The organism is Fibrobacter sp. UWP2, from assembly GCF_900141705.1.
Classification (GTDB): Bacteria; Fibrobacterota; Fibrobacteria; order Fibrobacterales; family Fibrobacteraceae; genus Fibrobacter.
This window is the reverse complement of the sequence record NZ_FQYM01000001.1, coordinates 178,865-198,183: the sequence shown is the minus strand read 5'-3', so window position 1 is coordinate 198,183 and position 19,319 is coordinate 178,865. Positions and strand designations below refer to the sequence as shown.

Annotated in this window: 13 protein-coding genes and 1 tRNA gene; 10 read left to right on the top strand and 4 right to left on the bottom strand. The window is 54.7% G+C overall.

Annotated features, from left to right (window positions below):
* The first annotated feature begins 96 nt into the window (after positions 1-96).
* From BUB55_RS00840 to BUB55_RS00815, 6 genes are all read left to right on the top strand, one after another.
* A complete protein-coding gene (locus BUB55_RS00840) occupies positions 97-531 on the top strand; it encodes a DUF3332 family protein (protein WP_073187339.1) in 435 nt (144 codons plus the stop codon).
* A gap of 64 nt (positions 532-595) precedes the next feature.
* Positions 596-1,324, top strand: a complete 729-nt coding sequence (locus BUB55_RS00835) for a tetratricopeptide repeat protein (RefSeq protein ID WP_073187338.1) — start codon at positions 596-598, stop codon at positions 1,322-1,324.
* Positions 1,321-2,478 carry a serine/threonine protein kinase gene (locus tag BUB55_RS00830; RefSeq protein ID WP_073187336.1) on the top strand — a complete coding sequence of 386 codons (1,158 nt, stop codon included), beginning with the start codon at positions 1,321-1,323 and terminating at the stop codon, positions 2,476-2,478. Before BUB55_RS00835 ends, BUB55_RS00830 begins: the two co-directional genes overlap by 4 nt.
* Before the next feature lie 17 nt (positions 2,479-2,495).
* Positions 2,496-3,956, top strand: a complete 1,461-nt coding sequence (locus tag BUB55_RS00825) for a sigma-54 interaction domain-containing protein (RefSeq protein WP_234971741.1) — start codon at positions 2,496-2,498, stop codon at positions 3,954-3,956.
* A gap of 163 nt (positions 3,957-4,119) precedes the next feature.
* Positions 4,120-4,557 (top strand): hypothetical protein, encoded by a 438-nt coding sequence (locus tag BUB55_RS00820; protein ID WP_073187334.1) that lies wholly within the window; start codon positions 4,120-4,122, stop codon positions 4,555-4,557.
* Positions 4,558-4,599: 42 nt separating this feature from the next.
* Positions 4,600-5,919: a hypothetical protein gene (locus BUB55_RS00815; protein WP_143152824.1), complete on the top strand. Its 1,320-nt coding sequence runs from the start codon at positions 4,600-4,602 to the stop codon at positions 5,917-5,919.
* Between the two features lie 37 nt (positions 5,920-5,956).
* On the opposite strand, the gene BUB55_RS00810 is transcribed toward BUB55_RS00815, so the two are convergent.
* Positions 5,957-6,029, bottom strand: a tRNA-Ala gene (locus tag BUB55_RS00810).
* A gap of 106 nt (positions 6,030-6,135) precedes the next feature.
* On the opposite strand from BUB55_RS00810, the gene uvrA reads away from it, so the two are divergent.
* The 3 genes from uvrA (at position 6,136) to BUB55_RS00795 (ending at position 14,305) form a co-directional block, all read left to right on the top strand.
* Complete coding sequence (gene uvrA / locus BUB55_RS00805) at positions 6,136-11,418, top strand: excinuclease ABC subunit UvrA (protein WP_073187330.1); 5,283 nt, start codon at positions 6,136-6,138, stop codon at positions 11,416-11,418.
* Positions 11,419-11,492: 74 nt separating this feature from the next.
* The gene (locus BUB55_RS00800) at positions 11,493-13,727 is read left to right on the top strand and encodes a formylglycine-generating enzyme family protein (protein WP_073187328.1); all 2,235 of its coding nucleotides are present in this window, start codon (positions 11,493-11,495) and stop codon (positions 13,725-13,727) included.
* Positions 13,728-13,729: 2 nt separating this feature from the next.
* A complete protein-coding gene (locus BUB55_RS00795; protein ID WP_083596803.1) occupies positions 13,730-14,305 on the top strand; it encodes a hypothetical protein in 576 nt (191 codons plus the stop codon).
* 69 nt (positions 14,306-14,374) lie between these two features.
* On the opposite strand, the gene ychF is transcribed toward BUB55_RS00795, so the two are convergent.
* Positions 14,375-15,472, bottom strand: a complete 1,098-nt coding sequence (gene ychF / locus BUB55_RS00790; protein ID WP_073187326.1) for a redox-regulated ATPase YchF — start codon at positions 15,470-15,472, stop codon at positions 14,375-14,377.
* Positions 15,473-15,769: 297 nt separating this feature from the next.
* Here ychF and BUB55_RS00785 point away from each other — a divergent pair, with 297 nt between their 5' ends.
* On the top strand, positions 15,770-16,810 hold the full coding sequence (locus BUB55_RS00785) for a sialate O-acetylesterase (protein WP_073187324.1): 1,041 nt from the start codon (positions 15,770-15,772) through the stop codon (positions 16,808-16,810).
* Here BUB55_RS00785 and BUB55_RS00780 read toward each other — a convergent pair.
* Complete coding sequence (locus BUB55_RS00780; protein ID WP_073187323.1) at positions 16,788-18,371, bottom strand: DUF2341 domain-containing protein; 1,584 nt, start codon at positions 18,369-18,371, stop codon at positions 16,788-16,790. The two genes, BUB55_RS00785 and BUB55_RS00780, sit on opposite strands and share 23 nt — an antisense overlap.
* On the bottom strand, positions 18,368-19,198 hold the full coding sequence (locus BUB55_RS00775; protein ID WP_073187321.1) for a TIGR02147 family protein: 831 nt from the start codon (positions 19,196-19,198) through the stop codon (positions 18,368-18,370). Before BUB55_RS00775 ends, BUB55_RS00780 begins: the two co-directional genes overlap by 4 nt.
* Between the last annotated feature and the right edge of the window lie 121 nt (positions 19,199-19,319).

Below are 19,319 nucleotides of genomic sequence, written 5' to 3'. Positions count from 1 at the left end.
AATTTCCCTATTTTTTTGTTAAGAGGGGATTATTTATTTATATTTTCGGTGTCGTTAATATTACGATAAACTTAAAACCTTAAGGAGTAAAATAAAATGAAAAAAGCTCTCGCTGCAGTTATTTGCGCAAGCATGATCACTCTCACTGGTTGCTACGGCAGCTACGCCTGCTTCAACAAGCTTCTCAGCTGGAACGGCACTCTTGGCAACAAGTGGCTCAACTCTATCGTTCACTTTGCCATGATGGTCATCCCGGTTTACGGCATTGCTACGTTCGTTGACATCCTCGTGCTCAACACTGTGGAATTCTGGACTGGCTCCAACCCGCTCGCCGCTGGTGACAGCTACTACGAACAGGACGCTCAGGGCAACACCATTGCCGCTGTGAAGAATGCTGACGGTTCTCTCTCCGCCACCATCACCACCGCTCAGGGCGAAACTGCTCAGATCAAGCTCGAACGCGATGGCAACGTCGTGCGCGCTCTTGACGCCGAAGGCAACGTTGTTGCCGTTCGCGAACTCGAAAAGTAATTCTTGCTTTCGAATTTTCGAAGATCCCTGCCCTTTGGCAGGGATTTTTTTATACATTTAAAACATGATGAGACGTGTTTGTAATCAGACACATCATTTATATGGTTATGTATGGAAAATCGTGGTTGTTGTCGCTACGGTGTTTTTTTGTGGTTGCTCCGAGACCGAGGTGAACCGTGGTAACGCGGCCTTGCAAATTGGCGATTACGATCGCGCCGTGACCAGTTTTTCCAAGGCGCTTGATTCTGACCCGGCGCACCGGGATGCCCGCTACGGGCTGGCGCTTGCCTATTACGCCATTGCCGAGGACAAAGAGCATTTAAAAACCTCCACGCTCGACCTCTGGGACCGCACCGTCAAGGAATTCCGCATTCTTTCGAAGGTGGATTCCAGCGGCAAAATTGACGCTGCCTACTCGACGAGCCTTTTTTACTTGGCGCGGGCAACCCTTATGGAGAATGGTCGCGCGAACGTGCTCCCTTTGCTGGACCACTCCATCCAGTTGGACAGCGCGAACTACTTTAGCCACAACCTTAAGGCGTTTGTGCTCTCAAACCGCGGCGACGTGGAGCAGGCCAAAAAGATTTACATCTACATCGTGACCAAGGAGCCCAACTTCGCCTCGGCCTACATGAACCTCGGCAACCTCTATTGGGCTGAAGGCGACATTGAACAGGCGTGGGACATTTGGTCCATGGGCCACGAAGCCCTGCCCGACGATAAGGAGCTTGCCCGTTGGACGCAGGCGGCTGAAGATTCCCTCAAGGCCATGGTGGAACAGGGCGAACTATGAGTGTTTTCGCCGACGTGACCCGTTGCTCGCTTTTGCACAGGGGAGGCGAGGCTCAAATCTACAGGCTGTGGGCGGGATCCAAGTCCTATGTCCTCAAGTGGTATGCCGCCGGATGCCATTTTGATTCAGCGACGGTTGGTTGCCTTTTGCACGAGCGCGTGGACGGCGTGTACCGTGTTGTGGATGCCGGAGAAAAAAATGCCCGCCCGTACCTGGTCTACGATTTTGTGGAGGGTCTTGAATCGAACAAGTTCTCTCCCATGCCCGTGGCGGTGGCGTTGGATGCGCTCCGCCAGTTGGTGGTCGTCCTCAAGACGCTCTCGGCAAAGGGAATCCACCACGGCGACCTAAACCCGGCGAATGTTCTTGTGGGTGCCGATGGCAAAGTGACGCTCATCGATTGTGGCATTGTGGGTCCGGGCTCGCTTCCGTATGCGGCTCCCGAGCGCTTCCAGAGCAAGCCCGCAACCGAAAAGAGCGACGCCTACAGCTTGGGGATGCTCTTGTACTTTTGGATCGCGGGCGAGGAACTGGTAAAGGCTGAAACCTACGAGGAATTCGCCGATGCCGCCACCCGGGCCGATTCGCTGGATCCTACGACAAAGTTGTACTCCCGCCTAGATTCACTGGTGGAATCGGGTTCGCTTGCAGGGCCCGAGACCTTGACCAAACTTGCCCCGTTGTGGAGTGCGCTTTTGCGTGCCGATCCCGAAAATCGTGTGGAGGACCTGGATGAACTGGACGAACTTTTGGAGATCGCTTTTGCGGGTGTTTGCGGCGGTGAAGTCGCCTGGTTGAATTCTCAAACAAAGTTCCTAAAAAGCTTTTTTTCAAAAAGTGGAACGATTTGTAACAATGAGGGCGAAACTTGCGAAATTCCGCCGGAATTTGCAGTGATGCAGCACACAGGGAGGAACAAAAAGTTCCTCTTGACGGCCTTTTTTGTTCTTATATTATTGGTATCGGTGTTGGTGGTCGTTGTGAAAGGGGGCAGTTCGAACATCGACGAAACCGGGGCCCTGATGCTTAAAAAATCCAGGTCATTGGACATGGGCGAGGCGGGGCTCGAAAACGGCCTGGACTCGGCGGCGGTTGGTGTTGATGGGCAGAGCCTCAAAACACTCCCTATCCCCGATAAGGACGAAAACGAGTAGAGTCAATCAGGAAGGTTATGATGAAGTCGGAATCGATGCTTGCAACCGAGAAGATGCTGGATGTCGTCAAGATTTTGCTTGACGAGGAACAGCCCGAGAACTTGTTCCCCAAGATTTTGGAAGTGGCGAAGGGCGTGCTTCACGCCGATGCTGCCGTGCTTGACATTGCCGGCGAGACGCCGCTCCATTTTTCAAATCCGGAGCAGGTTTCCATTTCGATCTCGGCGGTAAAACAGGCCAAGGCCGAAAAACGCGCTGTGGTTTGGAACCAGCTCGACGACGATTCGGCGGACCTCTCCAAGTCCATTGTGCAGAATCAGCTCACAAGCATCATGGTGAGCCCCTTCCGCACGCCCGATAGCGAAGCCGGTTATTTGTATTTGCAGCGCGCTGCCCGCGAGGAACCCTTTACTGAAGAAGACAGCCAGTTGTTCGATTCCTTTGTAGCGGTGTGCGAAAAGTTCGCCTTTGCCGCTTACGATCGCTTGCGCGATAAGGAATCCCTCGACGTTTTGAAGAACGTGGTCCGCAAGGACAACATTATTTATTCGAGCAAGGTCATGGCGGACCTCGTTGCCCTAGCCGAGAAGCTCGCGCCGCTCCCGCTTCCGGTGATTATCCGCGGCGAGACGGGGACGGGCAAGGAAGTTTTTGCCAAGTTCATCCACAAAATGAGCCCGCGTGCCGACCGTCCCTTTATTGCGGTGAACTGCGGCGCCATTCCTGAACATTTGATCGAGTCGCTGCTTTTTGGGCATGCTAAGGGTTCGTTTACCGGTGCCATCGAGACTCGCAAGGGCTTTTTTGAAGAGGCCGATGGCGGCACCATATTCCTGGACGAGATCGGCGAACTCCCCATGAATATGCAGGTGAAGCTTTTGCGCGTGCTGCAAGAGAAGCACATTACGCGTGTGGGCGACAACCGCGAGATTCCGGTGAACGTGCGCGTCATCTCGGCGACACACGTCGACCTCGAAGAGGCCGTTCGCGAAAAGAAGTTCCGCGAGGATCTGTACTTCCGCATCCAGGTGATGCCCATGGTGCTCCCGCCGCTCCGTGACCGCGGGCAGGATGTGGTGCTCTTGGCCGAGGAATTCATCAAGCGCTACGGCGCCGAGTACGGCCGCGGCAAGTTCAAAATGAGCCGCAACACCGAAAAGGCATTGCTGAGTTACCACTGGCCGGGCAATGTGCGTGAACTCGAAAACCGCATCCAGAAGGGCCTGGTGCAGGCGGTCCACGGTGTAATCCAGCCCAAGGACTTAGGTCTTGATGACTTGCACAAGGAGACCAAGGATTCTCCGCGCACGCTCAAGGAAGCCCGCGAGGCCGTGGAGCGCGAAGTCATTTCGCGCGCTTTGCGTGACAGCAATGCGAACCTGACTTTGGCCGCCACGATCCTTGGAATCGACCGCAAAGTGCTGCGCGAGGTCATGGAACGACTCGGGATGAAGAAGGAGGACTACAAAGGTGCGTAGTCCAAATCACGTAAATCGGGAAAATGTGTCCTGTCGGGGCGAATCTTCTCAGTTTTTTTACGACCTTTTTCGGGGGAATAATCTATATTATGCCTGTAAAGGCTTAAAAAGCCGGATAAAGGCCTAAAAGAACAATTGGCACGGTTTTTGCAGTGAGTTTGGTATGAATCGCTTGATCTTCATAGCTTCAATCCTTCTCTCGACAGCGTTTGTCTTCGCTGGCGGGCTTGCTGCGCAGCCGGAATCCAGTGTTCCGACCCCCGCCGAAAGGTCCGAATTTTCGAGAGAAACTCCGGATTTAGGTGCAAAAGAAAAAGCAGACTGGCAAAAAATGCGTGCCGAACGCAAGGCCGCTCGCGAACAAATTCTCTCCAAGTTGAGGGCGAGTTCCAGCGCCGAGAAAAAAGGTTTACGCAATGACGTTTCGCAAAAACGGAACGAAAAGTCTCGTTTTGAGGGGGAATCCCAAAAAAAGCAGCCTCGCGAACGTCAGCCTTTTTACGAAAGGCCGGATTCTCATAACATGAATCCCATGCGGGGAATGCCTATGTCCCCCATGATGCCGCCTCCCATGCACCAAGGGGACCATTCTCACAAGTAAATGCGACCGATTGCGATAGTCATATCGCTATTGCTGTCGTCTGTGTTGTTTGCAGAGACCCAGGAACAGGTGTATTCTCGTGCCCTCGAGGCCGAAAAGGCGGGTGATATTCCCAAGTCCGTGGCGCTTTTTGAGGAAGCCGCCCAAATGGATGGGGAGTACACCAAGGAAATCCAGGAAATTCTTAAAGATTACTACGACGTGCTGGGAATGTCCGAGGGGCAGGAACCCTGGTCTTTCCGTTTTTTGGGTGACCTGGGCTATATCGGCCTCCATTACGAGGAATACGGCGGTATCGATGCCGTTAAGGAGAATGGCGGCGACATCTTTACCTCGGTAGCGGGCTTTGTCGATTTTTCGCTTGGCGACTGGATCCACTCGGTGGGTGTCGCCTTTGTGGCGGACTGGTTCATTGCGAACAAGGACATGCCGGTGCTCGATACGAGCGATTGGACTCTTGCCCCGGGCTTGGAGTACTCCCTGGTGGGTAAAAGGTTTCTTTTGGATGTGGGTGTTGATTTTAACCTCTCGAGCGAGGCGAACATGGAGCCTGCGTTTTACGGATGGCTCGAGGTGGATATTGCCCGTTTTGAAAAACAGCGCCTGGGTTTGGCAACATGGGCGTATTACCACGATGGAGGGCCGCTGTCGGTTGCTCTGTACGGCTCCTGGCACAGGGCTGTGCCTACGGGTTTTAACGGGAACGTGTATGTGGGCGTCAAGTACGAGGCCGACTCGCTCTCGGACTTTTTGGGATTTATCGAGAAGATCGCCTTCATCGCCGAGAGCTCAAATGACGAGGCTGAGGGGGGCGAGCCCAATGCCGACTGCCAACGTGACTTCTACGGCAACTGCATAGACAGCAACCCGTGGGGCGGCTACGGGTACGGCAGCGTGTACAAGCCCTTTGAATACTACATGGATCTTTGCTACCAGGACCACGGGGAGGAATGTTTTGACCTCTACAATGGGCTGGTGTCTTCGTATATGTATGCGGATATGCAGCAGGAAGAGGGCGAAGAAGAGGAATCCATTACGTTGGATTATTCATGGGCGCGCTGGTTGGGACCTGCGATGCGCTCTACGTTCTCGTACAAGTTTAAAACAAAGATTTCGCTTGAGGCTAAACTCAACCTGTTTTATGGCTACATGATCGACGGACCCTCGGCCGAGTACGAAAAATTGCAGAAGTTCTCGGGGACCTGGGGGCTGTCGTTCAACTGGAATCCGGGACTTCTCACCTTGTATGCCGGCGTGGAACAGATATACTTGCATTACAAGATGCCCAAGTCCCTTGTAGGGGTGTTCCCCGAGAACAGTTTTTTGAGCGAAGTCAAGGCTGGTGTGAAATTCGAACTTTAAAAGCCAAAAAGCCGACACATTGTGCCGGCTTTTTGCGTGGAGATAGTGGGAGTCGAACCCATGACCTACAGATTGCGAACCTGTCGCTCTACCAACTGAGCTATATCCCCATTGGGAGACCCAAATATACTTTATTTCGTTTTTTTCGTCAATGATTTGAAGTTGTAGAGGAGTTGGATACTTGAAATATGTTCAAATGTTCACTATATTTACGGCATGACGAAGTCCATTGATATCCGTGACGCCCACGAACACAATTTGCAGCATGTGAACCTGAACATCCCGCGCGATTCCATAGTGGTGGTGACCGGGGTCTCGGGTTCGGGCAAGTCGAGCCTGGCGTTCGACACAGTGTTCCAGGAGGGGCAACGGCGTTTTGTGGAGTCGCTCTCGGCATACGCGCGCCAGTTCATTGGCCGCATGAAGCACCCCGACGTGGAGAGCGTTCGCGGGATTTCGCCGACGATTTCGATTGACCAGAAGACGGTGAACAGGAACCCGCGCTCAACGGTGGGGACGGTGGTGGAGATTCTGGACCATTACCGCCTGCTGTTTGCGCGCTTGGGCGTGCCGCACTGCCCGGACTGCGGTCGCGTTATCCAGGCGCAGACGGTGGACCAGATTGTGGACAACCTTTATGCGGGCGACGAGGGTCGTCAAATTACGGTGATGGCGCCGATTGTGCAAGAGCGCAAGGGCGAATACCGCAAGGAACTTGCCGAACTCAAGGAAAAAGGATTTGTACGCGCCCGCGTTGATGGCGTCATTTACCGCCTTGAGGAGGTCCCCGCCCTGGTGCGTTACGAAAAGCACACCATTGAGGCGGTCATTGACCGATTGACTCTGGAGCGCAAGAACATGAGCCGCCTGCGCGAGGCGCTCGAAGGGGCGCTCAAACTGACGGATGGCAAACTGGTGAGCTTTTTGTTTGCCGCCGAGGCTTCTTCGGGGAAAAAGGCTGCCGAGGAATACCGCCTGCAGGGCACGGAATTGGCTTGCCCCAAGTGCGGAATCTCCATCCCCGAGTTGGAACCGCGTTTCTTTAGTTTTAACGACCCCAAGGGGCGTTGTCCGGTTTGTATGGGCCTTGGCGAGAGTTGCAAGTTCGATTTGGACCTGGTGATTCCCGACAAGAGCAAGTCCATTAAGCAGGGTTGCTTTGCCACCCAAAAGAAGGACGACGGCAACATTATCTTTAGCGACTTTGGGTGGCGGAACTTCCGCACCATCGCCAATGAGATGCACTGCAGCCTCGACACGCCGTGGAACAAGCTTACCGAAAAACAACGCCACGCCTTTTTGTACGGGACACCGAGCGAATCCGAGACCGGTGTGATGACGGTGATGCAGGGGCTGTGGGACATGTGGCATATTTTCCATTTTCGCAAGTACATGCAGATTGGCGTGTGCCCGGAATGCCACGGCACGCGCGTGAACCGCATTGCGAACGCGGTCACGTTCCACGGGGTGAATTTGACCGAGATGACGTCGTGGTCTGTAGAAAAGTCTGTGGAGTTCTTCAACAACCTTAAGCTCTCTGACCGCGAACAGCGTATTGGCAAGGAAATTTTCAAGGAGATTCGCGGGCGTTTGAGCTTTTTGCAAACGGTGGGGCTTGGCTACCTGAACATTAGCCGTAAGTCTTCTACGCTGAGCGGCGGCGAGGCGCAGCGCATCCGCCTTGCGAGTGCAGTGGGCGCGGGTCTCCAGGGCGTGCTCTACGTGATGGACGAACCGAGCATAGGCTTGCACCCGCGCGACAACGACAAACTGCTCGAGATGCTTGAACACTTGCGGGCACAGGGCAACAGCCTCATTATTGTGGAGCATGACGAAGACACCATGCGGCACGCCGACTACGTGGTCGATGTGGGCCCGGGGGCGGGTGTTGAGGGCGGCCGTGTGATTGCGGCGGGCACGGTCGAGGAACTTGAGAAGAACAAGTCGAGCCTGACGGGAGCCTACTTGAGCGGGCGCAAGGCGATTGAGGTGCCGCAAAAGCGCATGAAGATCGACAAGAACACGCCCAAGCTCAAGATTTGCGGTGCCTGCGAGAACAACCTCAAGAATATCGATGTTGAAATCCCGCTAGGCGGCGCGTTCACCGTGGTGACCGGCGTGAGCGGGAGCGGCAAGAGTACGCTCGTGAACCAGATTTTGCGCCGTGAACTGGCGCGCGTGTTCTACAATTCCGAGGAACCGGTGGGCAAGTTCGACCACCTGGAAGGGCTTGAGAACATCGACAAGGTGATTGAAATCGACCAGACGCCCATTGGCCGCACGCCGCGCAGTAATCCGGCGACCTACACCAAGATTTGGGACGACATTCGCGACTTGTTTGGGAACCTGCCCGAGAGCAAGATCCGCGGCTATACCAAGAGCCGTTTTAGCTTTAACGTGAAGGGTGGCCGCTGCGACGCCTGCGAGGGTGCGGGCGTCAAAGTCGTGGACATGCACATTTTGCCGAGCGTACAGGTGACTTGCGACGTTTGCGACGGCAAGCGATTTAACGATGCGACTCGCGAGATTTATTTTAAGGGCAAGAACATTTCCGAGATTTTGGATTTGAGCATTAGCGAGGCGAGTGAGTTCTTTAAGGACCAGCCAAAAATCGCGGAACCGTTGAAATTGCTCGAAGAGGTGGGGCTCGGCTATTTACGGCTGGGACAACCCTCGACAACTTTGAGCGGCGGTGAAGCGCAGCGCGTGAAAATTGCCTCGGAACTCCGCCGCCCGGGTACGGGCAAAACACTTTACCTGCTTGACGAGCCCACTACGGGTCTCCACTTTGAGGACATCCGCAAGCTTTTGGATTGCTTGAACCGCTTGCGCAGCCTAGGCAACAGCGTGGTGGTTATTGAACACAACCTGGATGTGATCAAGTGCGCCGACTGGATTATAGATCTGGGGCCCGATGCGGGCGAACACGGCGGACGCGTGATTGCGAAGGGTACGCCGGAGCAAATTGCCCGCTGCAAAAAGAGCGAGACCGGGCGCTACCTGTTGCCGGTGCTTGCGAAAAAGCACGGCGAGAACAAGCAGTTTAACAGGAGTCTCAAGGCGGGCGAGGGTTATTCCCTCGATATCGAAGTCCACGGGGCGCGCAAGCACAACCTCAAGAATATTGACGTGACCATCCCGCGCCACAAGCTCACGGTGATTACCGGCGTTTCGGGATCCGGCAAGTCGAGCCTCGCATTCCACACGCTGTTTAGCGAAGGGCAGCGCCGTTTTGTGGAGACGCTCAGCACCTATGCCCGCCGTTTTTTGGGACGGCCGGACCACGGCAGCATTGATTCCATTACGGGACTCGCCCCGGCGATTGCGATTGACCAGAAGAGTGCGAGCAAGAGCCCGCGCAGTACGGTCGCGACGCTCACCGAAATTTACGACTACTTCCGTATTTTGTGGGCTCGCGTCGGGACCCCGCACTGCTTGCATTGCGGGAAGCCCGTGGCTTCGTACAGCGCGGGTGACCTCATGCAATACGCGTTTGATCGTGATAACGAAAAGATGATTACCATCTTGACTCCCATAGAGCTCAAGGACGTGCTCAAGACGTCGCAGGTGCTGGTGGACAAGGGCTATCGCAAGGCGTACCTGGGCGGCAAAATGGTGGACCTCCCACTCCCCAAGTTGCCAACTCGCGAAAAGCAGGTGCTGGCGGTTGCCGACCAGGTGGTGGTTCGCGAGGCGAACCGCGCCCGCCTCGTGGAGGCGTTTGAACGCGGCTATCGTGACGGCAACGGCATTTTGTATGTGGAAGACGAGGCGGGCAAGCGTCTGGCGTGTTCTGAAAAGCCGGGATGCGCCAAGTGTGGCTGGTACATGGACAGCGCATTGAACCCGCGCTACTTCAGCTTCAACACGCACTGGGGCGCATGCGAAACGTGCCTTGGCCTTGGCCACTTTAAAGACGGCAAGGTTTGCCCCGATTGTCATGGCGAACGTCTCAAGCCCGAGTTCTTGGCTGTGCGCATTTGCGGCAAGAACATCATGGACGTGAACCACATGAGCATTGATGAAGCCCGAGATTGGTTTGCGAGTGTTGATTTTTCAAAGGACGATGGCATGGTGCAGAGTGCCGAATCCAAGAAGACGATTGCCGAGCCGCTGCTCCGCGAAATCATTGGCCGCCTGGACTTCCTCAAGAGCGTGGGTCTTGGTTACATTGGCCTCGACCGCGCGGGCGACACCTTGAGCGGCGGCGAGTCGCAACGCATCCGTTTGGCGAGCCAAATCGGCAGTGGTCTCGAAGGCGTGATGTATGTGCTTGACGAACCGACGGTAGGCCTTCACGAAAGCGATACAGCCAAACTGCTCGATTCCCTGTACCGCCTGCGCGACCTCGGCAATACGCTTGTCGTGGTAGAGCACGACATGAACATGATGCGTGCCGCGGACCACATTATCGATATGGGCCCTGCCGCAGGCGAGTTTGGCGGGGAAGTCGTGGCGGAGGGCTCTCCAACACAGCTTTCTAAGCCCTATGCCCTGCAACAGTTTCCGAGGAGCGAGACAGTCAAGTATCTCACGCATTCCATCCCACTTGCCAACGAGACTTCTCCCAAGAGCATTACCGACAATACGGAATTCTACGAATTCAAGGGACTTGTCAAGAACAACTTAAAGAATTTGTCTGTAAAGTTCCCGAAGGGCGCCGTGAGCGTTGTGTGCGGTGTGAGTGGTAGCGGCAAGAGCTCGATGGTCATGGACGAAGTTTTCCCAGCGCTCAAAAAAAAGTTCCAGGCGCGCGGTCGCAAAAAGCAGAGTGGCGAGGTGCTGTACGTGGACCAGAGCCCCATATCGGGAACGCCGCGCAGCACGCCCGCGAGCTACACCGGCGTATTCGACGATATACGCCGTCTGTTCGCCAAACTTCCGCAGTCCAAGGTCAAGGGCTTTGATTACGGCCGGTTCAGCTACAACCTGGCACGGGGCCGTTGCGAAGCCTGCGAGGGGCGTGGTGCCGTAGCCGTCGAGATGCACTTTCTCTCGGACATTTGGGAGCCGTGCGAGGTTTGCGGCGGCAAGCGTTACAACCAAGAAACGCTCACGGTCGCCTTCAAGGGCAAGAACATTGCCGATGTGCTCGACATGCGCATTGCCGAGGCCTGCGAGTTCTTCAAGGACCAGCCCAAGATCTTGCCCAAGCTCGAGATTCTCCGCGATGTGGGACTGGGTTACCTGCGGCTTGGCCAGCCGGTGACGACTATGAGCGGAGGGGAGAACCAGCGCCTCAAGCTGGCGGCGGAGCTGGCGAAGCGTTCCCATGGCGAAATGGTCTACTTGCTGGATGAACCTACCACAGGGCTGCACCTCAAGGATATCCAAATGCTCTGGAATCTCTTGCGCCGTCTCAGTGCCCGTGGCGACACGGTGATAGTCATTGAGCACCACCCTGATATTATCCGATTGGCCGACTGGAAGGTCGAATTGGGGCCTGTTGGGGGATCAAAGGGCGGATATTTGCTCAATATGGGCAAAAACGACCCATGAAAAGGTAAATTTTCCTTACAAAAAGACTATCTTTTGCAGTGTTAGATTTGTACTAAAAGATAACAGGAGCTGTTATGTCTTTTGTTCGTTTGCTTCCGATTCTGTTGCTGTTGCCTGCCCTGACTATGGCCGACAGTGACAAGAACTTCAAAATCCCTGCCAAGCACTTCAAGGTGGGGACCGTCGTCGACCCGATTGCCAATATGGCTGTGAGCGCGGGCAAGGGTGTGGCGGTGTCCGAGGAACAGACGTTCCCCCTGAAAGAAAACAAGATTTATCTGCGCCACAAGGTTGGACCGAAGGAATACCAGTGGATTTCGGGCAAGGTGAATGCCGAAAACTTCAAAAAACTCCACGCCTATAGCTTGAAGGATAACTATTTGAGGGCTGCGGAAGTGGCGACAATGCGCTTCTATGCGACTAAAAACACCAAGGCGTTCCAGGACGAAGCCGATATCTACTTTGACCGCGAGTACATTTATTCTCCGCGTGTGCCCAAGATGTTCTTTATCAAGAATGGTGAATGGCAGTTGCTGACAGAGACCACCCTCCCCGGAATTATCAAGTTCTCTTCCGATGACAAGAAGCTGGAAATCTCCAATAACAAGGGTACTATTAAGGGCAGGACCCTCTTCCCGGTGCAGCCGGGCGCTTACACCTTCGTGTTCTCGGCGCCGAATGCTCTGCCTTATGCCGATATTGGCATTGTGGGCGATGGCGATGCTTTGGTGTTCAAGCCGAAGCCGATGCATTTTGAAATTGATTATTCCAAGAAACCCGCCATTGACATTACGATAAATGATATTGAAAAGACCACTACGCTCGAAGAAACGGAAGTGCTCTACGACAAGTTCATGGACCAGCTGGACAAGGCGACCGAGAATCTTTCGATGAACGAATTTGAATCTGCCTATCCTAAGTTCCATTCGGCTTCGTCCCTTGGTTTGGACGAAGACAACAAGGTTTTTAAGGAATACGAAGCCCGTTACAATACCAAAAAGGCCGAAGCCCAAAAGATCTGGCGCCAGTCCAAGATTGGCGACGTAAGCTACTTGAACAAGGCTCTCCTCAAAAAGTTGGACGAACTGCAGCAGTTGCCGCTCCGTGGCTCCATGATGCCCGCCAAGGTTGAACCTGTGTTCGAAGATACCCAGGGCGAATCTATTGCTCACGTCATTGCCGTTACGCTCCGTTTTGGTGACGATCATGGCCGTTTTGACGTGTCATGGACGGGTTCCGTGGCGACACAGGATATGGACAGGCTCTTTATGCAGCTCAAGGACAGCAATAGCGACATCAAGGTGTTCTTGACCCTGCAGAACAACAAGCCCGTGTGGATTTACAAGGATGGCAAGGTTAATAGCCGCCACCAGTATCGCTACGAAATGATCGATTTCCAGATTAATGGCGAAATTTTCTCTGGCCAGGGCGAGTTCATTTTGCCCGACTATATTTTGAACGAACCTGAGGTGCAGGAATGGTTGAACCCGAAGACTGTGGAAGAGCCTGTCGTCCGCAGTTCCTCTTCGGCAATGTCTTCGTCTTCTGCTGCCGATACGGTTTGGGCGAAGGATGCCCTTATGCCGTCGCTCGCGAACATTGCGACTTCGGCTCGCGTCGTTCGTGACCGCGTGCATGGCAATGTGGCAATGATTGATTCCGGTATGTTCCGTTACAAGGGCCGCGTGGTCTCGATGTCCCCGTTCGCTATCATGACGACCGAGATGACTCAGAAGCTTTTTGAACAGGCCATGAACACTTTGGATTCCACAAAGCGCATCAAGGACCGCTCCACCTACAAGCATCCGCAAAAGCCGGTCCACAACATCACATGGGACGACGCCCGCTTTGTGTGCCAGACGCTCGGTGGTGACCTGCCGACAGAAGCCCAGTGGGAGTTTGCCGCCCGCGCCGACAACAACGACGGTGCCATTTGGATCTTTGATTCCATCCCGGATCCGGGTAAGTACGCCGTGTACTACGACAACTCCTACCGCATGAATTCCAAGTCCAGCGAGTATGGTCCGCAGCCGGCATCTTCCAAGAAGCCGAACCGCTGGGGTATTTACGACATGGCGGGTAACGTTGCCGAATGGACCCGCGACAAGTATTTCATGTTCTCGGTGATCGTGGAACCCTCGAACCCGACGGGCGCCATGTTCGGCTCCTCCAAGGTCTACAAGGGCGGCTCCTGGAAAGACAAGGAAAAGCTGTTGAATGCAACAGAAAGCGATGACGAAGATCCGCGCTACTGGTCCGAGTCGATTGGCTTCCGTTGCGTGTATCCTCGCGATATCATCAAGGAATAATCGTGGAAAGTAAATTCAAGTTCTTTCAGAGGCTGGTGGCAGCCCCTTACTTGCTTGCTCTCTTGGGACTCTTGCTCCCGCTCTTTAACGTCTCCTGTGCCGATACGGTGATTGCGGAACCGACCTTTTACGAAATCGCCAGCGGACTTGACCTCGAAACGGACTTGAAGGAGCCCGCGGCAGGCTATGTGAAGAACATCCAGACAGGCAACCCCAAGGCGTTTGAAAGGTTCCGCGAAGTTTTTCCGGAATTCCCCAAGCTCCAACCGTTCCGCTTTATGTATGGCATTGCCGGGGCGCTGGTGATTGCCGCCGTGTTTGCCTGGCTTGCACAGATCGGTTACTTTGCCTCCTTAGGTTCGCTTGCCATGGGCATCCTCTCGATGGTCGCCATGTGGGCGTTCCTTGGGCAGGTGGTTCAAATATGCAGCCAGCTTGGTATGAACGTGCTGACGGTTGAACCCGCAACGGGGATTTACTGTGCGAGCGCATTGATTCTCATAGGGACGGCGATGAATCTCGCCTGTATTGTACGACCGATTGTAGTTGAAATGCGGGCGAAAAAAGAAAAGAAATAAAAAATGCGGGTCTTGAACCCGCTTTTTTTGCCGTGTCCGGCTTTTATGTAGGCTGTTGCAGCCCGTTTGCTACACGTTGAAGAGGAAGTACATGATGTCGCCATCCTGTACCAGGTAGTCCTTGCCTTCGGTGCGGACAAGCCCTGCCTCTTTGGCTGCGTTCCAGCTGCCGTGCTTGCGAAAGTCCTCGAAGCTCAATGTCTCGGCGCGAATAAAGCCGCGCTCGAAATCGGTGTGGATGACGCCTGCGCACTGCGGGGCCTTGAAACCGGAGTGGAACGTCCAGGCGCGGCATTCCTTCTCGCCGGCGGTAAAGAACGTGCGGAGGCCGAGAATTTCGTAGCCCTTGCGCACCACGGCGTCGAGGCCCGATTCCTTCATGCCCAGTTCCTTGAGGAATTCTGCCTTGTCGGCGGGCTCCATCTGGGAGAGCTCTTCCTCGATTTTACCGCTGATCACGATGACGGCGTGGCCGTTTTTTTCGGCGTAGGCCTTGAGTGTGTCCACGTAGGCGTTGCCGGTGAGAATGTCGTCGTCCTTCACGTTGGCGCAGTAAAAGAGCGGCTTTGCGGTGAGCAGTCCCAGGTCCTTCACAACGGCTTGCATTTCTTCGCTGTCGTTCATCACGGTGCGGGCGGCCTTGCCTTCTTCGAGGGTCTTTTTCAAGAGTTCGCAGGCGGCGAGGCGGGCCTTGGCTTCGGCGTTGCCGACGCGGGCGGCCTTGTTCTCGGTGGCGAGGCGTTTTTCGACGGTGTCCATGTCCTTGAGGATGAGCTCGAGTTCAATGACTTCCACGTCGCGGACGGGGTCCACGGAACCGCTCACGTGAACGATGTTCTCGTCGTCAAAGCAGCGTACTACTTCCATGATGGCTTCGCATTCGCGGATGTGGGTGAGAAACTGGTTGCCCAGGCCTTCTCCCTTGCTTGCGCCCTTCACGAGGCCGGCGATGTCGACGAATTCGGTCACGGCCGGCACGATGGACTTGGGGTTGTAAACTTTTACCAACTCGTCGAGGCGGCTATCGGGCACGCTCACCATGCCCACGTTCGGCTCGATGGTGCAGAACGGGTAGTTGGCGGCTTCGGCGCCGGCGTTGGTGATTGCGTTGAAGATGGTGCTCTTGCCCACGTTGGGAAGGCCTACGATGCCGCATTTAAAACCCATGGTAATCTCCGTAAATTCGCGGTTTTTGCCGCTTTTTTGTTTACGGCGGTAAAGTTAGTTAAAACACCAATTATTGGCAATTTCATATACATTTTGTAAATGCTTTATTTTCGCAAAGGGCTATAAAATGGGGGCGCTCGTAGGTAATTTTATTCATAACAAACGCTTAGGTAGAAATTAGGCCCACTACAGTAGCGGATGGGGAATTACAAGGTTGGCGGAAATTCCGTTGCTGTAGTGGGGTCCTACCAAACAGGGCGTTTGTTTTTTTATTTTTAAAAAGGGAGGTTTGCCTATATGCGTAAAGTTCTAGCGGCATTGGCTTTGGGAGCGACTCTGTGCTATGCACAGGACCCGAATTTCCACATTTACTTGGCGTATGGCCAGTCGAACATGTCGGGACAGGCGACCGTCACTGCGGCCGATAAGGTGACGAACCCTAGGTTCCAGGTGCTGCGAGCCGCAAACCACTCCGGCCAAAAGGTCGGGGAGTTCTACCCGGCGGCCCCTCCTATGGGGCACAGTCAGTCCAAAATGGGCATTGTCGATTTCTTTGGGCGCGCCATGATCGATTCCTTGCCTGACAGCATTACTGTGGCGGTGGCGAACGTGGCCATTGGCGGCCAAAGCATTGACCTTTTTGACAAGGACCGCAACACGGCCTACGTGCAAAACGCCAAGAATAAGGGCGACACCTGGTGGCTCCAGTATTTTGAGGAGTACGGCGGCGATTTGCACAAAAGAATTGTAGAAATGGGGAAAATTGCCAAGCAAAAGGGTGTTATCAAGGGCTTTTTGTTCCATCAGGGCGAAGCCGACTACCAAATGAACGACTGGCCGAGCCGTGTAAAGAAGGTCTATGACGACTTTATTGAGGAATTGGAGCTGGACCCCGAAAAGGTCCCCATCCTGATTGGGGAATTGGCACCTACGGGAGACTTGGGCTGGCGAAACACCGCCGTTGCCGAGGCCGCCGATTTGATTCCGAACGGCCACCTGGTTTCGGCGAAGGATTGCCCCGCCTTGAAGGAGACAAACTACACGCTGCACTTTACGCGCGAGGGCTACGAGACCTTTGGCAGGCGCTACGCCTTGAAAATGCTTGAGCTGTTGAAGGCCCAGGAACCCGAAGTTGTTCCGCAAGACACGGGCGTTGTCGCCGATACGGGCAAGGTCGACTCCACAACGGCGCTCGGCTCTGCCCAAATGGCACGCGGCTTGGCGCCATTAAATGAAAAAGCCCGGCTTTACTTTGATTCCAAAAGCCAGGCGCTGTACATCCGTTACAAAAAGAACGGGGTCGAAAAATCGGTCCTTATCTCAGGTCGTCGCGATTGATGCCATAAAGGCGGACGTCGTCAATCCACAAGTCTGTGCCGTCAAAGGCGAATACGGTAAAGTGGGTGACATTGTGGCGGGTCTGCTCCCAACCGTGATAGCTGATGGTGTCGGACTTGAAGTCCTGGGGACGCACAACGACGCGTTCCCATTCTTCTTTGGCGTCGCCAATGTATTCCACCTTGTGGTTGTAATCGGAGACAAGGTCTTCCAAGATGATGTTGTACTTGCCGTTGCCGCGGATCCAGACCTCGATGGAGTCCAGGTGGCCGATGTCGCGGGAGGCCTTCGATATTCGGGTTCCCATCAAAACGTATTCGGGCCAGTTGGCGCTGTACTTGATGTGGAGGGCTTTGCCGTTGCGGCCTTCGTCGGCATCTTCAATCGCCTTCATATTGTTATGGAGTTGGATGGAATCCAGGTTCTCGGTGACTTTGGTCCCCAGGTACCAGGAATTGGGAATGAGGGGTGGCTGCAGGTCGTTCTTTTGTGAATCGTTCTCGAAGCCTATGATAAAGGCGCTGTTGAGCTCCTGCATGACGGAGTCGCTCATGCCCGCCCAGACATCGGCGTTCTCGAAGGTACGTGCAGTGGGGTTGCCCCACTTGAGGGTCCAAGTGCCGGCGGTGTCGGCGGGTTTCTCGATGCGCACGTTCACAATGCCGCTTTGAACGGTGGTGCTCCAGGTGTCGATCTCGATGGGCAAAAGTTCGCCCTCGGCGTCATACAACCTGAGGTCGGAACCGTCGTTCTTGGCGGTGGCGAAATCGAAGGTGGTTGCGTCCAGGCGGATGGTGACGACCATCGGCAAGGTGATGGGCTTCATCCAGTCGGAGATAAGCTTCGAGGGGGCGATGCTACGGGAGTAACGCCACGGATCCTGCAGTTCTTCCATTTCATCGGGAGTCTTGAGGGTCTCGAGGAAGAGCGTGTCGGCGGGTTCCACCTTGATGCTGGCGACGCCGGCGACGGTCTGGTCCTGAGGAACCCACGCCAATATGTCGACACTACCCGAGGGAACGTCGTTAATGGCGAAGTGCCCAGTGGAGTCGGTCTTTTGCACCATGTCGACGCCTTTCACAAAGACCCAGGCGTACTTGGCGTTTTGCGGCAAAGCCACCCAGCCGTCCACGGAACCGCGGGCGTTGAGCGCGATGCTGTCGTTGGTGAACACCGGGGAGAGTTTGTTCAAATTGTATTGCGTCACGACGGCGGAATCGCCCTTGACAAGCTGCAGGGTGAACGAGCCTTCGGGGTGGTTCTCGATGCGGACCCAGCCGTTCTCGTCGGTTGTGCCCGAGTATGTGTATTCGCTTTCGCTGGCGGCCTTGCTGGTGTCGGCGAGGAACCAGTTGGGCATCACTTTGAAACTCGTCCGCGCGGCGGGGGTGGCGCCGTCAAAGACTCTCACGGCAATGGCGTTCTCGGTCTCGGTGGTGTAGCTTGCTGAATCACCGGAACCGCCGTTGTCTCCGCACCCTGCCCAGAAGGCGACAGGGAACAAGATCAGGAGGATCGCTAAAAGGGATTTTAGGGAAGACTTCTTTTGGTAGAAGTTCATTTCTCGGCCTCCTTTTTGCTTAATGCGACCGGAAAGAATGCCAGGTTCATTTGCATTACGCGGCTGGGGTGCTTGCATTTGTCCACGCGGATTTGGACTTCTTGGCGGAATTCCTGCAGCATGGCCTTGATGTCTTCGAAGCACTGCTGGTCCACCGGCATGGTCAATGTTGAAATGTCTCGGTTCTCGGGGGCGACCTCGCGGAGCGAGCGGGCGCCCACCTTCATGACCTCGGCCTGGAAACTGCGGATGGCATTGGCGCGTTCCTCGCCGCCAATGGTGATGTGCGACTCGGTGAGCGAGACGCGCTTGTCGTTGATGGGCTTGATGAACCCGAGGTCCTTTAAAAGCTGGATGCTGTCCCTGGCCTGATCCTCGCTAATGGGGGGCTCCAGGCTGTTGGCGATTTTTTTGATGTCGATGCGGCCCTGGTTTACCTCGATGACGGCGCGGATGACCGCGGTCCACCACTGGCTCAGGTACTCCAGTTCCTTGTTCTGCAAAAAACGTTTTTTGATGTCTTTGAGGAGTGCCGCCTTCTCCATAATCTCGGCGCGGGTCGTCTCGGACTTGGTGCGCGATGCCGCGAGGAGCAGGTCAAAGTAGGCGGCTGCGCGGTTCTCGAGCCCCATCAGTTTTTTGACGGCAGGGACGCAACGGATCGGGAGGTCGCGCGTTTTTTCGACAAGGCAAAAAACATGGCTTGCGTTCAAGCCAATGGCGGTCCCTAAAACGCTGTAAGAATACCTGGGGTTCTTCTTTTTTCGCTCCAGGTAAAAATCGCGAATGTAGTCGCGATAGTCGCTGTAGTTAAAAATCTGTTTCATACTCCGATCCAACCTTATGGAATAAAATACATTATTTTGCCCGTCCTAGGGGTGCGGGAAAAGTCGTAATTGGTCATTTTTTTATTATTTGTGCAGAGATTTTGGTATTGCCGAGAGAAAA

Coding starts and splice junctions, on each gene's coding strand:
- BUB55_RS00830 (WP_073187336.1), top strand. CDS start 1,321: ATGAGTGTTTTCGCCGACGTGACCCGTTGCTCGCTTTTGCACAGGGGA.
- BUB55_RS00825 (WP_234971741.1), top strand. CDS start 2,496: ATGATGAAGTCGGAATCGATGCTTGCAACCGAGAAGATGCTGGATGTC.
- uvrA (WP_073187330.1), top strand. CDS start 6,136: ATGACGAAGTCCATTGATATCCGTGACGCCCACGAACACAATTTGCAG.
- BUB55_RS00820 (WP_073187334.1), top strand. CDS start 4,120: ATGAATCGCTTGATCTTCATAGCTTCAATCCTTCTCTCGACAGCGTTT.
- BUB55_RS00840 (WP_073187339.1), top strand. CDS start 97: ATGAAAAAAGCTCTCGCTGCAGTTATTTGCGCAAGCATGATCACTCTC.
- BUB55_RS00800 (WP_073187328.1), top strand. CDS start 11,493: ATGTCTTTTGTTCGTTTGCTTCCGATTCTGTTGCTGTTGCCTGCCCTG.
- BUB55_RS00835 (WP_073187338.1), top strand. CDS start 596: ATGATGAGACGTGTTTGTAATCAGACACATCATTTATATGGTTATGTA.
- BUB55_RS00775 (WP_073187321.1), bottom strand. CDS start 19,198: ATGAAACAGATTTTTAACTACAGCGACTATCGCGACTACATTCGCGAT.
- BUB55_RS00785 (WP_073187324.1), top strand. CDS start 15,770: ATGCGTAAAGTTCTAGCGGCATTGGCTTTGGGAGCGACTCTGTGCTAT.
- BUB55_RS00780 (WP_073187323.1), bottom strand. CDS start 18,371: ATGAACTTCTACCAAAAGAAGTCTTCCCTAAAATCCCTTTTAGCGATC.
- ychF (WP_073187326.1), bottom strand. CDS start 15,472: ATGGGTTTTAAATGCGGCATCGTAGGCCTTCCCAACGTGGGCAAGAGC.